Source organism: Streptomyces sp. NPDC051907 (assembly GCF_040681075.1).
Classification (GTDB): Bacteria; Actinomycetota; Actinomycetes; order Streptomycetales; family Streptomycetaceae; genus Streptomyces.
Window position 1 is genome coordinate 38,640 of the sequence record NZ_JBFAYB010000006.1, and the last position, 14,544, is coordinate 53,183.

At 74.9% G+C, this 14,544-nt stretch carries 11 protein-coding genes; 7 read left to right on the forward strand and 4 right to left on the reverse strand.

The genetic code is table 11. The features are described from left to right. The first annotated feature begins 20 nt into the window (after positions 1-20). The 7 genes from AB0M39_RS05965 (at position 21) to AB0M39_RS05995 (ending at position 10,230) form a co-directional block, all read left to right on the forward strand. Positions 21-425 (forward strand): CU044_2847 family protein, encoded by a 405-nt coding sequence (locus AB0M39_RS05965; RefSeq protein WP_365360603.1) that lies wholly within the window; start codon positions 21-23, stop codon positions 423-425. Further along, entirely contained in the window at positions 425-2,632 is a 2,208-nt protein-coding gene (locus tag AB0M39_RS05970) for a trypsin-like peptidase domain-containing protein (protein ID WP_365360605.1), read from the forward strand. The genes AB0M39_RS05965 and AB0M39_RS05970 overlap by 1 nt, the downstream gene beginning before the upstream one ends. Then, entirely contained in the window at positions 2,629-3,615 is a 987-nt protein-coding gene (locus AB0M39_RS05975) for an AAA family ATPase (protein ID WP_365360607.1), read from the forward strand. Before AB0M39_RS05970 ends, AB0M39_RS05975 begins: the two co-directional genes overlap by 4 nt. Before the next feature lie 5 nt (positions 3,616-3,620). Continuing rightward, on the forward strand, positions 3,621-7,475 hold the full coding sequence (locus tag AB0M39_RS05980; protein WP_365360609.1) for an SAV_2336 N-terminal domain-related protein: 3,855 nt from the start codon (positions 3,621-3,623) through the stop codon (positions 7,473-7,475). A 10-nt stretch (positions 7,476-7,485) separates the two neighbouring features. Beyond that, positions 7,486-7,977 carry an NUDIX hydrolase gene (locus tag AB0M39_RS05985; RefSeq protein ID WP_365360611.1) on the forward strand — a complete coding sequence of 164 codons (492 nt, stop codon included), beginning with the start codon at positions 7,486-7,488 and terminating at the stop codon, positions 7,975-7,977. 239 nt (positions 7,978-8,216) lie between these two features. Further along, the gene (locus AB0M39_RS05990) at positions 8,217-9,416 is read left to right on the forward strand and encodes a hypothetical protein (protein WP_365360613.1); all 1,200 of its coding nucleotides are present in this window, start codon (positions 8,217-8,219) and stop codon (positions 9,414-9,416) included. Between the two features lie 94 nt (positions 9,417-9,510). Continuing rightward, positions 9,511-10,230 carry a Sir2 family NAD-dependent protein deacetylase gene (locus AB0M39_RS05995; protein ID WP_365360615.1) on the forward strand — a complete coding sequence of 240 codons (720 nt, stop codon included), beginning with the start codon at positions 9,511-9,513 and terminating at the stop codon, positions 10,228-10,230. A gap of 99 nt (positions 10,231-10,329) precedes the next feature. Here AB0M39_RS05995 and AB0M39_RS06000 read toward each other — a convergent pair whose 3' ends face one another. From AB0M39_RS06000 to AB0M39_RS06015, 4 genes are all read right to left on the reverse strand, one after another. Continuing rightward, positions 10,330-10,881 (reverse strand): methylated-DNA--[protein]-cysteine S-methyltransferase, encoded by a 552-nt coding sequence (locus AB0M39_RS06000; RefSeq protein ID WP_365360617.1) that lies wholly within the window; start codon positions 10,879-10,881, stop codon positions 10,330-10,332. Between the two features lie 12 nt (positions 10,882-10,893). Further along, positions 10,894-12,369 (reverse strand): AlkA N-terminal domain-containing protein, encoded by a 1,476-nt coding sequence (locus AB0M39_RS06005; RefSeq protein ID WP_365360619.1) that lies wholly within the window; start codon positions 12,367-12,369, stop codon positions 10,894-10,896. Positions 12,370-12,418: 49 nt separating this feature from the next. Further along, positions 12,419-12,949: an O-acetyl-ADP-ribose deacetylase gene (locus tag AB0M39_RS06010; RefSeq protein ID WP_365360621.1), complete on the reverse strand. Its 531-nt coding sequence runs from the start codon at positions 12,947-12,949 to the stop codon at positions 12,419-12,421. Positions 12,950-13,015: 66 nt separating this feature from the next. Further along, positions 13,016-14,431 (reverse strand): NAD(P)/FAD-dependent oxidoreductase, encoded by a 1,416-nt coding sequence (locus AB0M39_RS06015; RefSeq protein WP_365360623.1) that lies wholly within the window; start codon positions 14,429-14,431, stop codon positions 13,016-13,018. Between the last annotated feature and the right edge of the window lie 113 nt (positions 14,432-14,544).

Below are 14,544 nucleotides of genomic sequence, written 5' to 3' on the forward strand. Positions count from 1 at the left end.
TTGATCGGCACAATGGCCAGATGCCCTCGTACATGGAGCTCGCGTTGTCCGACGGTTCGCAGGTGCGGCTGGAGCTGTCCGGCGCCGGAGAGCCGCTCGTCGTGCCGCCGCAGCCGGACGGCGCGCCCGATATGCCGGAGGGCTTCGGCTCGGCCGCGCCCGTCGCGAGCGGCTCCGGGCGGGCCGCGACGCTCGCCGCCGACGCGCTGCGCAGCGCCCTGCGCCCGCTCGGTCCGCTGCTCGACGAGGTGCACGGCGCGGTGTCGGCGTCCCAGAACCCGCCGCAGGAGATCACGGTCGCGTTCGGCGTGGAGATCGGGCAGGACCTGAAGCTGGGCATCGTCGGGGCCAACGGCAAGGCCACCATGAGCATTTCGGCCACCTGGCAGACCGCGCGGACGCCCTCCGCCCCGCCTGGGCCCTGATGAGCTGGTTCAGAAGGCCGGCCGCGGCCGCGCCCCGCGTCTCGGTACTGCACCAGGGCGCGCCGACCGCCGCGGGCAGCGCCGCGCTCCTGTCCCCGCGCACCGTCATGACCTGCGCGCACGTCGTCAACGACGCGCTGGGCAGGAGTCTGTACGACCCCGCCAAGCCCGCCGACTGCGCCCTGCACCTCGCCTTCCACGGCGCCGCCGACGCGCGCCAGAGCCTCACCGCCCGGCTCTCCGTGTGGGTGCCGCCGCAGCGCGGACCCGCCATGGTCTGGCACGGCGACCTCGCCGTGCTCAGGCTCGACGAGCCCGCGCCCGCGTGGCTGCGGCCCGTCGTCTGGCGGGACATGGCCGAGGGCCAGTCGCTGCGCGCCTGGCACGGCGGCGGGGCGCCCATCGCCTTCGCCGACACGAGGGTCAAGCTCCAGGACGGTCAGTTCGGCTACCTCGACGGAGAGCTGTCCGGGGCCGCGATCGGCCCCGGCTTCAGCGGCGGCCCGCTCTGGTCGACGGAGGACGCCACGGTCGTGGGCCTGGTGGTGGCGCATGTGATGCCCGGGGACGGGCCGATGACCTCCCAGACGACCGTACGGCGCAGCTGGGCGGTGCCCTGGCAGGCGATCCGGGACGAGCTGGACCGCGCGGGCGCGGCCGACGTGGTCGCCCAGTGCGCCGTGCACGAGGCCGCCTGTCCGAGCGCCTACGCGTACCCTTCGGCCGCCCAGGGCGACGTGGCCCCGGCCGCCGGGTACTCCGCCGAGCTGTGGTCGCTGCTCGGCGACCCGGTCCGGCGCGCCCAGCACGCCCGTACGCTCGCCGCCCGTCTCGGGTACGAGCCGCCCTCGGGGGAATCCGCCCCGTCCGTCGAGGAGTTGGCGCAGCTGCTCGCCTCGGAGGAGCGGGCGCTCGCCACCCTCGCCGAGTCGCTGGCCCCCGCCCTGACGGACGCCCACGGCCGCGCGGGCCTCGACCGGCTGCTGTCGCTGGGCCGGCTGACCGGCACGGCGCGCCTGCTCTCGCTCGACGAACACCGGTTCCTCGTACGGGAGCTGACTCCGGTCGCGGCCGCCGACCCCGCGCTGCTGCCGCGGGTCGCGCGCGAGGCGCTGCGCTATCTCGCCCCGCCGCGCTCGCTCAGCGGCCCGCGGCTGGCCCCGGGCGACGTGGAGACGGCGGTCACGGAGCTGGAGGCGCACCGCGATCCGGCGGACCTCCCCGACGGCGTCCCGCCCGTTCCCGCGCTGCTCACGCTGGTCGAGTACGCGGCGGCCGTCTCCGCCCCGCCGGTGCGCGAGGCCCTCCAGTCCTGGTCGGGGCGGGTCGCCGCACGCCTTGGCAGCCATCCGGCCGCGCTCCAGCAGCGGCGCGCGGACGCCGCGGCCTGGGCGCGGTACCGCCCCTCCCCCGTCGTACGGCTGGTCGCCGAGATCTCCGGTCGGCCCGACGCGTTCGACTGCACGCTGTGGGAGGTGCGCCAGGACGGCGAGGCCGCCCTGCTCGTCTCCCCGGACCGGCCCCGCACGGCCGCCGACATCGCCAAGCTGATCCGGGCGGCGGCGGAGACCTCGCGGGACGACGGCGGACAGGGCGTCGCGCACGTGGACATCGTGGTGGGGCGGGACGGGATCGAGCTGCCCTTCGACGAGTGGGAGGCGGCCAGCTCGGTGGAGTTCCTGCCCCGGGTCCCGCTGGGGGTGAAGTTCCGCATCGCGCTGCGCTGCCCCGAGGTGAGCGCCCGCGTCCCGCGCCGCGAGGCCGAGCTGCGCCGCCGCTGGGAGGGCCGGGGCGCCGGCCCGCTGGTCGTCGACGAGAGCTGCGCGTCGCAGGAGCAGCTGTACGCCCTGCTGGAGACCAGCCACCGGGACACCGCCCAGGTCGTGCTGCACGGCCCGCGCTCGCCGCGCGAGCAGCTGCTCCAGCTCTGCCTCGCCATGGGCGTCCCGGTGGTGCTGTGGGACCGGGACGCGGAAGGCCACGAGCACGCCGGCCGGCTCGACGACGTCGCGCCGGCCGGGCCGCTGCACCAGCTGCCGGAACGGATCCACCACTTCCGCGCCCGGCAGTACCGCGCGGGCGCCCCCTCGTCCGCCCGGCCGTCGCTGGTGTGGGAGAACACCGAGCTGCCGCTGCCCGGCGGGCTCGAACTCCGGGACCCCGAGGAGGGGCTCCTGGAACCCGCGGAAGGAGCGGACATCCGATGAACCGAGCACCGGGCGCCGACGCGAGGGGCCAGGGCCTTGAGGACTGGCGGCTGTTCCGCGGCGACGGGCAGGCCCGTGCGGTGGAGTTCCCCGCGGCCCCGCCGTGGCGCCGCTTCGACGGCCCGACCGGCGCGGGCCGAAGCGCGCCGCCGCCGTATCTGATCGGCCGCGCCGAGGCGGACGTCGTCAACGCGGCGCTGCATCTGCGCCGCCCCCTTCTGGTGACGGGCCAGCCGGGCACCGGGAAGTCCTCGCTCGCCCATGCCGTCGCGCACGAGCTGCGGCTGGGCCGGGTGCTGGAATGGCCGGTCAACAGCCGGGCCGCGCTCCAGGACGCGCTCTACCGCTACGACGCGATCGGCCGCCTGCGCGAGTCGAACCTCCGTCGCGACCTGGGCGAGGGCGATGGAGAGCTGGGCATCGGCTCGTATGTACGGCTCGGACCGCTCGGCACGGCGCTGGTGCCGGGCTCGCGGCCGCGGGTGCTGCTCGTCGACGAGCTCGACAAGGGCGACGTCGACCTTCCCAACGACCTGCTCAACGTCTTCGAGGAGGGCGAGTTCGAGATCCCGGAGCTCGCCAGGCTCCCCGAGGACCAGGCGTCGGTGCGGGTGATGACGGCCGACCCGGACACCTGGACCTGGGTGGCCAGGGGCCGGGTGCGGTGCAGGGAGTTCCCCGTCGTGATCATCACCAGCAACGGCGAGCGGGACTTCCCGCCCGCGTTCCTGCGCCGCTGCGTACGGCTCGCGCTGCCGGAGCCCGACGAGGACAGGCTGCTGGCCATCGTCCACGCCCACCTGGGCGCGGAGGGCCTCGCGGACCACGACGACCTGCTGCGGGCGTTCCTGGCGCGCCGGGCGCGCGGGGAGCTCGCCACCGACCAGCTGCTGAACGCGGTGTTCCTGCGCCGCGGCGGGGTCGACCTGGACGCCGACGGACTGCTCGACGCCGTGCTGCACCGGCTCGGGGGGACGGTGTAGCGCGGGTGCTGAGCGAGCTGCGGCGGATCCTGGCGGCCGGCGGAGCCGAGCTGTCCCCCGAGGAGCTGCTCGACGCGCTCTGGCTGGCCCGCCGGCTGCCGTCGGGGGCGTCGTCGGCGCTGGCCCGCGCGGCGGGCCCCGGGGCGCCGGAGCCGTCGGACCTGCCCGCGCCCGGCGAGGCGGTCGCGGCGGGCCCCGGACCTGTCGCCGCTGGCCCGGGACCGGTCGCGACGGGCCCCGGACCTGTCGCGGCGGGCCGCGATGTGGTCGCGACGGGCGCCGGATCTGTCGCGGCGGGCGGCGCCGCTCTGCACGCCGCGCCTCGTGCCGGCCGTCGGGCGCCCCGCCAAGGCGACCGCCCGGCCGCCCCCGTGCGCGCCCCCGAGGCGAAGGCCCTCGGCTCCGTCGAGCTGCGCCTCGGCCGGGCGCTGCGCCCGCTCAAGCAGCTGCGCCCGGACCTCAGGGAGTGGGAGCTGGACGAGCCCGCCACGGTAACGGCGATGGCCGAGACGGGACTGCCGGACCCGGTGCTGCGCCCCGGCCGGGCGCGCTGGCTCGACCTCGTGCTGCTCGTCGACGACGGGGTGTCGATGCTGCTCTGGCAGCGCCTGGCGACCGAGACCCGGCTGCTGATGGAGCGCAGCGGCGCCTTCCGCGACGTACGGGTGTACGGGCTGGACAGCCGCACCGACCAGGCGCCGCTGCTGGGCCGTCGCCCGTACGAGCCGGACAGCTCGCCGCTGCCCGCGTCCGCCGTCACCGACCCGGCGGGCCACACCCTGCTGCTCGTCCTCAGCGACGGCGTCGGCGCGGCCTGGCGGGACGGCCGGATGCGCAAGGCGCTGGAGCGGGCGGCGCGGGTCGGTCCGACGGCGGTGCTGCACGCGCTGCCCGAGCGGCTGTGGGCCGGCTCCGGCATCCGCGCCGAGGAGTGGGAGGTGACCACCCGCAGACGCGGCGCGCCCAACAGCACCTGGCAGGTCGCCGACCCGGTGCTGCCGCCCGGCCTCGCCCCGTACGACCGGGTCGCGGTGCCGGTGCTCGCGCCGACGCCCGAGTCGCTGGGCGCCTGGGCCCAGCTGGTCGGCTCCCCGGGCGCCTCGGCGGTGCTGCCGCTGCTCGCGTCCCGCAGGGCCGCCCGCCCGTACGCGGCCACGCGCGCGCCCGGCGGGGACGGCCTGCTGCGCTTCCGGGGCGCCGCGTCCCCTCAGGCGTACCGGCTCGCGGCCCATCTCGCGGCCGTCGCCCCGGTCTCCGTGCCGGCCATGCGGCTGGTGCAGGACGCGCTGGGCCCGGAGGTCGACACGGGCCATCTGGCGGAGGTGTTCCTGGGCGGGCTGATGCGCCGTACGGACGGGGAGGATCTGCTGCCGCAGCACCGGGGGTTCGACTTCGCGGAGGACACCCGGCGCATTCTGCTGAACACGCTGCCCGCGGACGACCTCGTGCGCACCACCCGCGCGGTGACCGAACGGCTCGCCGAACTCGCCGACAGCCCGGTCGACTTCCCCGCCTGGCTGCCCCGCCCCTCGGGTCCGGACCGGCTGCCGGCCGACGCCGCGCCCTTCGGGTGGATGGACGAGCGGCTGCTGCGCCGGCTGGGGGTTCCGCGGATCGCCGCGCCGCCGCCCGCCGAGCCGCCCGACAAGCCGCTGCAGCCGATTGGCAGGTTGCCTGCCTCGGAGTGGCGGCCGATGTCTTCGGACGATCCGCGGACGGTCGGCCCGTTCCGGCTGTACGCCCGGCATCTGCACGGCTGGCCGCAGTTGACGCTCTATCTGGGCTTCTCCGCGCAGCACCCGTGGACCGCCGTGATCCGGGTCCCGGAGCTGGAGTACGAGCAGGCCGCGACGATGGTGCGGACCGAGGCGGAGGCGCTGGCGCGGATGGACGGGGTGTACGCGCCGCGGCTGCTCGGGCACGACGCCTCGGCCGAGCCCTGCTGGATCGCCACGTCGTACGCCCGGGACGAGCGCGGCGAGGGTCCGGCGCCGAACCTGCGCACCGTGGTGGACCGCCGCGGCCCGTTGCAGGGGATGGAGTTCGTGTCCCTGGGGAGGCAGATCGCGAACGGGATCGAGCGGGCCCACCGCAAGGGCGTCGTCCACGGCAGGCTGCTCCCCAACTCGGTCCTCGTCGAAGGGCGGGAGGTCCAGATCGCCGGCTGGATGGCCGCCTCCCTGGACGGTGTGGGCGCGCCCCACGGCGGATTGCTGCGCCCGCGCCCGGAGTTCCGCGCGCCCGAGCTCGTCCAGCCCGGCGCCGGGCCCACCGAGGCCACCGACGTGTACGCCCTCGGGAGGATCCTGCTGGGCGCTTCGCTCGGGGACTGGGACGTGGACCCGCTGCACGCCGACTCCGTCCAGCGCCACGAGCCCGGGTCCCTCGTCGCCGAGCTCGTGCGCTGCCTCGCCCCCGATCCCGCGCACCGGCCCAGCGCGGCCGCGCTGGTGCGCGCGTTCGCCGCCCGCTCCCACGACCAGTCCATCCCCGCCCTGCGGTCCACCGGGATCGGCGTGGGCGAGGACCGCCGTCCGGTGCGGCTGGACCTCAACGAACGGGAGTACGGCGGCGACGGCCCGCACGCCCTGCTCGTCGGCCCGGACATCCACGACCGGCACCGGTTCCTCGCCTCGACCGTCCGGGGCCTGGCGGAGGCGAACCCCAGGGACTCCGTCACGTTCGTCTGCGCCTGGCACGGCCACTCGGAGGCGCTGTCCACGCTCGCCGCGCTGCCCCAGGTGCTGTGGGCCCAGGACCTCGCCGCCCGGCCGGACGCGGCGACGGAGCTGCGCGACCTCGTGCGCCAGGGGCTGCGCGGGCGGGGCGGGGCGCAGCCGGTGCCCCGGCTCGTCATCGTCCTGGACGAATACGAGCGCATCCGCTACTCCAGCGCCGAGCTGGGGATCGTCGAGTCGCTGGCGGTCGTACGGAATCAGGGCGTCCATCTGCTCATCGCCGACGACCCCGCCGGCCAGCACACGCTCACCACCCGCCTCGGAGCGATCACCTGCCGCATCGAGCTCACCGGCCCGCGCCTGGGCCAGGGGCTGCTCCACGACGGGCTGTCCCGCCCCGTGCCGTTCCGCGCCGCGCCGCGGACCTTCGACGAGCAGCTCGCCGAGCTGGACGCCGAGCACAGCCGCGGCGTGCAGCTGCTGCGAGCCGGCGGGTGGTCGCAGGCGTACGGCGTGCTCAGCGGCGTCGTCTCGGCGCGGGTGGCGCTGCTGGGCCGCGACCACCCGGGCACGATGATGTCCCGGTACGAACGGGGCTTCGCCATGCTCGGGCTCGGGCGCCACCGGGAGGCGCTGGCGGAGTTCGAGTACGTCGACTCGGCCAGGACCGCGGCCCTCGGCCCGTATCACCCCGACACCCTGGACGCCCGCCAGCAGCACGCCTTCACGCTCGGGGTGCTCGGCCGGCACCAGGAGGCGTACGCGCTCTACAGCGGGGTATTGGCGAGCCGCAAGCAGGTCCAGGGCGCCCGCCACCCGGACACGCTGCGCTGCCAGCACAACGCGGCCTTCACGCTGGGCGCGCTCGGCCGCCACCGCGCGGCGTACGAACTGGCCCGGCAGGTGCTCACCGCCCGCATCGCGGTGCTGGGCGCGCAGCACCCGGACACCTTGGTGACGCGGCACGAGATGGGGCACATCCGGGTCAGGATGGGCGACTGGGAGGAGGCGCTGGCGCTGTACGAGACGGTCGCCCACGAACGCGCGAAGACCCTGGGCCCCGATCACCCGGACACGCTGGCCGCACGCGAGAGCGCCGCCCGGGCCCGCGCCCATCTCTCGGGTACCTCGTCCCAGCGACGTCGGCCGGAAGCCGAAGGCGGAGGTCCGGCGGCCCCCTAGGCTGCCCGGCGTGACGACTTCTGACTACACCGCGTACATCGCCTCCCTCCCCCGCATCCTCGCCGGCGCCGCCGCGCTCTGCCGCGACGCCGAGGGGCGCGTGCTGCTCGTCGAGCCCAACTACCGCGAGGGCTGGGCCCTGCCGGGCGGGACGATCGAGTCGGACCGCGGGGAGACCCCGCGCCAGGCGGCCCGCCGCGAGACGCTCGAGGAGATCGGCCTGGAGGTGGAGCTGGGCGCGCTGCTCGCCGTCGACTGGGTGCCGGGCGAGGGGCGTCCGCCGATCGCCGCGTATGTGTACGACGGCGGGGTGCTGAGCGACGAGCAGCTCCAGGCGATCTGCTTGCAGGAGGAGGAGTTGGACTCCTGGCGGCTGGCGGCCCGCGAGGAGGTCGCCGACTTCCTGCCGGTAGGGCTGGCGGGCCGGGTGCTGGCGGCGCTCGACGCGCTGGCGGCGGGGACCGGTCCTGTCGAGCTGGAGAACGGGCTGCCGCCGGTCTGAGCCGCTCGCCGGTCCCTCCGTCTGCTCCCCTCCGCCGGTCTGAGCCGCTCGCCGGTCTCTTCGTCTGCTCTTCTCCACCCGTCTGAGCTGCGGCTGCGCCCCGTCCACCCGGCTCGTCCGACGATCCTCCGGCAACTGGCTTGCCGCCCGCCCGCGTTCATACGTCGTTGGCCGGGCGGCCCCGGGCCGTGCACGCCCGCCGGGAAGCATCCCGATCCCCAGGACTACCCGGAGGGATCATGTACACGCACATGCGTGGCTTGCTGACGGCCGTCGTCACACTGGCCGTCGTGGCAATCGGCGGAGCCGCACCCGCGGCCCAGAACCCCACATTTCCGGCGCGCGACCTTCCCCCCAACGTCAATCGTCCAGCGCCTGTCGCCGTCAACCGCGCACTGCCCGCCTCGATCAGCGGCGGCGCCTGGAAGTCCGGGCACCTCCAGGGCATGGCCCTGGACCGCCGCAAGGGCTATATGTACTACTCCTTCACCAACATGCTGGTGAAGACGGATCTGCGGGGCAAGCCGGTCGGCTCGGTCACCGGATTCACCGGTCACCTCGGCGACGTGGACTTCAACTCCGCCGACGGACGCGTCTATGGCTCGCTCGAGTACAGCACCACCAAGGCGTACTACATAGCCGTCTTCGACGCGGACCGCATCACCCGGATGAACATGGACGCGCAGACCGCGGGCGTCGTCTCCACCGTCCATCTCAAGGAAGTGGTGCGGGACTACACCGCCGACATGAACGGCGACGGCGTCTTCGACGGCGACACGGCGAACACCCCCGACCACCGCTATGGATGCAGCGGAATCGACGGAGTCGCCTTCGGCCCGGCCTTCGGGCGAAGGGTCGGCCCCCAGAAGCTGACGGTCGCCTACGGGCTCTACTCCAACACCTCCCGCAAGGACAACGACCACCAGGTCCTGCTCCAGTACGACGTGCGCGGATGGAAGAAGTACGAGCGCCCGCTGAAGGAGTCGGCGCCGCACCGCAGCGGTCCCGACAAGGCCGACGGCAAGTACTTCGTCCGCACCGGCAACACCACCTACGGCGTGCAGAACCTGGAGTACGACGGCCACAGCGGCAACTGGCTGATGGCCGTGTACAAGGGCAAGAAGAAGACCTTCCCCAACTACTCCCTCTTCGTCGTCGACGGCAGGAAGGCCCCGGCCCTGGGCACGATCGGCGGCCAGGCGAAGCCGGAGCGCGGGCTGCTGCTGAAGCTGCTGGCCAAGGGCCTGCACCACAAGCCGTCGGGGACCTACGGCTGGCAGTCGGCCGGACAGTACGGTCTGATCGCGCTCGACGACGGCCGCTTCTACCTCGGCGAGGCGGGCACGACCGGCTCCGGGAGCGGCGCCAGGCAGACGGGCAAGGCGGTCATGCACCGCTGGACGGGCAAGACGCCGACGCCGTTCGCGAAGTCCCGCTGACCTCCCGCGCGGCGGCGAGCCGGGCCCGGGCGTATCAGACGGACCCGGGGAAATCGGCTCGCCGCCTGCGCGCCTCGCTGCGTAGGCTCGCCGTATGACTCTCGTGGCCATCCTCAGCGGGGCCGGCGTGTCCACGGACTCCGGCATCCCCGACTACCGCGGGCCGAACGGCCTGTGGCGCAAGGACCCGGAGGCCGAGAAGCTCGTCACGTACGACTACTACATGGCCGATCCGGAGATCCGCAGGCGCTCCTGGCAGATGCGGCGCACCAGCGCGACCTGGAGCGCGGAGCCGAACGCCGCACACCGCGCCGTCGCCGAGCTGGACCGCCGGCCCGGGATGGCCGTTCGGGTGATCACTCAGAACGTCGACGGACTCCACCAGCTGGGCGGCATGCCCGAGCGCAAGGTGCTCGAACTGCACGGCACGGCACGCGCGGTGACCTGCACCCGCTGCCACGCCCGCTCCTCGATGCGGGAGGCGCTGGAGCGCGTCGAGGCGGGCGAGGCGGACCCGGCGTGCCTGGTCTGCGGCGGAATCCTGAAGTCGGCGACGGTGATGTTCGGGGAGCGGCTCGACCCGGAGGTGCTGGGCCAGGCCATGGCCATCGCGAAGGCCAGCGAGGTCTTCATCGCGGTCGGCACGACCCTCCAGGTCCAGCCGGCGGCCTCGCTGGCGGGCATCGCGGCGGACCACGGGGCACGGCTGATCGTCGTGAACGCCGAGCCGACGCCGTACGACGAGCAGGCGGAGCAGGTCGTACGCGAGCCGATCGGCTCGGCGCTCCCGGAGCTGCTGAAGGAGCTCGCCTAACCGTCCGGAGCGGCCGCGTGGACGTCCGGAGCGCCGCGCGGGCGTCCGGGGCGGCGGCGCACCGGCTGGAGCGACACACCGCCTGGAACAGCGCACCGGCTAGAACAGCGCCTCGTCGGCCGCGCCGCGCTCATGCGCCAGCAGCCGCTGCTTGCGGTCCAGCCCGCCGCCGTACCCCACGAGGCTCCCCGTCGAGCCGATCACCCGATGGCAGGGGACGATGATCCCGATCGGGTTCTTTCCGTTGGCGAGGCCGACGGCCCGTGACGCCGACTTGCTCCCCAGCACCTCGGCCAGCTCGCCGTACGTCCGCGTCTGGCCGTAGGGAATCCTCAGCAGCTGCTCCCACACGCTGCGCTGGAAGTCCGTCCCCTCCAGCCGCAGCGGCAGGTCGAACTCCTCGAGGTCGCGGGCGAAGTACGCCTCCAGCTGGCGGATCGCCTCGCCGAAGGGCGCGGGGTCGCGGTCGCCGAAGGTCTCCTCGGGCGGCCGGTGGCGCTGCTCGCTCATATAGAGGCCGCTGAGCAGCCCGTCCGTGGCCACGAGGGTCAGCGGACCGTAGGGGCTGTCGACGACCGTGTGCTGCCTGTCTCCGTGCCTGTCTCCGTGCCTGTTTCCGTGCTTGTTTCCGTGCTTGTTTCCGGTGCTCATGGCGGAACGTCCTTACGCGGGGAGGAGGTTGACGGGGTGATCGCCGGTGGCCCAGAGGTACTGGACGGCGTACGCCCGCCAGGGCCGCCAGGCCGCGGCGCGCGCGGTCAGCGCGGCCGGCGTGGCGGGCAGGCCGAGCTCGGCCGCCGCGCGCCGCATGCCGAGGTCCGAGGGGAGGAAGGCGTCGGGGTCGCCGAGGGCGCGCATCGCGATCAGCTCGACCGTCCAGGGGCCGAAGCCCGGCAGCTCGGTCAGCTGGGCGCGCGCCCGGTCCCAGTCGCTGCCCGCATCGAGCCGGAGCGAGCCGTCCGCCAGGGCCCCGACGAGCGTGGTGAGGGTGGTGCGGCGGCTGCGGGGCAGCGCCAGCGTCTCGGGGTCCAGCGAGGCGAGCGCCTCGGACGCGGGGAAGAGGTGGGTGAGTCCGCCCTCGGGGTCGTCCACCGGGACGCCGTGCGCGGCGACCAGCCGGGCCGCGTGCGTACGGGCCGCCGCCGTCGACACCTGCTGCCCGAGCACCGCGCGGACGGCGAACTCCGCCGCGTCCACGGTCCGCGGCACCCGCCGGCCCGGCGCCTTGTCGACGATCGGGGCGAGCAGCGGATCGGTGCGCAGCTGGTCGTCGACGGCCTCCGGGTCGGCGTCGAGGTCGAGCATCCAGCGGCAGCGGCTGATCGCGATGGTGAGGTCGCGGAGGTCGGTGAGGGAGAGCCGGCAGGCGACGTGGCCGGGCTGCGGGGCCAGGGCGACGACGCCGTGCCCGTACGGCAGGGCGAGGGTGCGCCGGTACGCGCCGTCGCGCCACTCCTCGACGCCGGGGACGGCGGTGGCGGCGAGGTGCCCGAAGAGGTTTGTGGGGTTGAGCGGCGCGCGGTACGGGAGTCTGAGCGCGATCACTCCGGGTGTGGGCGGCGTCGCGGCGGCGCCCCGGGCGGCTCGGGCGCGCAGTTCGCCGGGGGCGAGCGCGAAGACCTCGCGGACGGTGTCGTTGAAGGTGCGGACGGAGGAGAACCCGGACGCGAACGCGACCTCGGCCATCGGCAGCCCGGTGGTCTCGATGAGCAGCCGCGCGGTCTGGGCGCGCTGGGCCCGGGCGAGCGCGAGGGGGCCGGCGCCGAGTTCAGCGAGGAGCTGGCGCTCGATCTGGCGGGTGGAGTAGCCGAGCCGGGCGGCGAGCCCCGGGACGCCTTCGCGGTCGACCACCCCGTCCCGGATGAGGCGCATGGCGCGGGCGACGGCGTCGGCGCGGGCGTTCCACTCGGGCGAGCCGGGGCTGGTGTCGGGCCGACAGCGTTTGCAGGCCCGGAATCCGGCCTGCTGGCAGGCGGCGGCGCTCGGGTAGAAGGTCATGTTCTCGACCTTCGGCGGCACGACCGGGCAGCTTGGCCGGCAGTAGATCCGGGTGGTCAGCACGGCGGTGAAGAACCAGCCGTCGAATCGGGCGTCCTTGGACTGGACGGCCCGGACGCAGCGCTCGGTATCGGTGTGCATACGTCCAGCATCGGGCACGGAGGCGGTCAGGGCTGGCGAGAAAACGACATCAACCCTGCTTGGCCAGCGCTCTCTCGAATTCGCTGTAGGCGTCTTCGCCAAAGAGCACGAACCGCACCTCGGCGACGGGCGCCGCGGCGGCCTCCCTGACCGTGCGGACGGCGATGCGCGCGCCGTCGTCCATGGGCCAGCCGTAGACGCCGGTCGAGATGGCGGGGAACGCGACGGTCCGCGCCCCCAACTCGGCCGCCACGCGCAGCGACTGCCGGTAGCAGGAGGCCAGCTGCTCGGAGCGGTCCTCGGTCCGCGACCAGACGGGCCCGACGGTGTGGATCACATACTGCGCGTCGAGGCGGCCGGCGGTGGTGGCCACGGCCTGCCCGGTGGGCAGCCCCTTGCCGTAGTGCGAGGCGCGCAGCGCGCGGCACTCCTGGAGGATCTCGGGGCCGCCGCGCCGGTGGATGGCGCCGTCGACGCCTCCGCCGCCGAGGAGCGAGGAGTTGGCGGCGTTGACGATGGCGTCCGCGTGCTGCTGGGTGATGTCGCCGTGGACGAGGGTGATGGCCGGCTGCTGGTCCATGGGCCCATCCTCCCTCGCCCGGCCGGCCTCAGCGAGGTCCATGGGCCCGTCCTCGCTCGGCCGGCCTCAGCGAGCACGGAGCCTGCGCCACACCGCCTTCGCCGCGTGGTGGCCCGACATGCCGTGCACGCCGGGGCCCGGCGGGGTCGCGGAGGAGCAGATGAACACCGACGGGTGCGCGGTCGCGTACGGAACGCGGGCGAGCCGGGGCCGGATCAGCGTCTGGATCCCAGTGAACGCCCCGCAGGCGATGTCCCCGCCGACGTAGTTCGCGTTGCGCGCGGCGAGCTGGGGCGGGCCGGCGACGGCGCGGGCCAGGACCAGGTCGCGGAAGCCGGGGGCGAAGCGCTCCAGCTGCCGCTCGACGGCCTCGGTGGCGTCGCCCTCCCAGCCGGCCGGCACATGGCCGTACGCCCACAGGATGTGCTTGCCCTCCGGGGCGCGGGACGGGTCGACGAGGGTGGGCTGGGCGGTGATCAGGAACGGCACGCTGGGGTCCTGGCCGGTGACGGCGGCGCGCAGGGCGGCCTCGATCTCCCCGGCCGTGGGGCCGATGTGCACCGTCCCCGCGGTGCGCGCCTCCTTGGCGGTCCAGGGGACCGGGCCCGACAGGGCGTAGTCGATCTTGAAGGCGGACGCGCCGTACTGATAGCCCTGGTAGGCCCGGCCCAGGCCTGCGATCCTGGCGAGCGCGGTCGGCGAGGTGTCGAAGACGTACGCCCGAGCCGGCGGCAGCTCGTCCAGCCGTTTGACCTCGGCCCCGGTGTGGATCGTCCCGCCCTGCTCGCGCAGATACGAGGCGAGGGCGTCGGAGATCGCCTGCGAGCCGCCGCGCGGCAGCGGCCAGCCCCGCTCATGGGCGGCGAGCGCGAAGACCAGGGCGATGCCGCTGGTCGCGATCCCGTTGGTGGGAGCTATGGCGTGGGCGGCCAGGCCCGTGAGCAGGGCGCGCGCCCGCTCGTCCTGGAAGCGGCGGGCGAGCCAGGTCACCGGCTGGAGCGCGGTCAGCCCGAACCGGGCCATACGGTACGGATCGCGGGGCAGCCCGTCCCAGGGCGTGCGCAGAAAGTCCGCGGCGAGGCTGTCCCAGTGACCGAGGTAGGGGGCGACGAGCCTGCGGTAGGCGCCCGCGTCGGCGGCGCCCAGCGACATGGCGCTCTCGCCGACCGACCGGCTGAGCACGGCGGCCCCGCCGTCGGGGAACGGATGGGCGAGCGGCAGTTCGGGGTGGAGCCATTCGAGGCCGTGCCGCGCGAGCGGCATCCGGGCGAACGCGGGCGAGCCGACGCCCAGCGGATGCACCGCCGAGCACGGGTCGTGGCGGAAGCCGGGGAGCGTCAGCTCCTCCGTCCTCGCTCCCCCGCCGACCGTCTCCAAAGCCTCGTACACCGCCACCGAGAAGCCGCGGCGGGCCAGTTCGGCGGCGGCCGTCAGTCCATTGGGTCCCGCCCCCACGACGACGGCATCGAGCATCGACGGCACCTTCGGACTCCTTTGTCAGCCGATGGCCAAGGGCCCCAGGATATTCCCGGGCGGCGTCGGCGGGGACCGGGGCCGCCCACCCGGCGGTCTAAGGGGCGGTCGGCCGCGGCGAG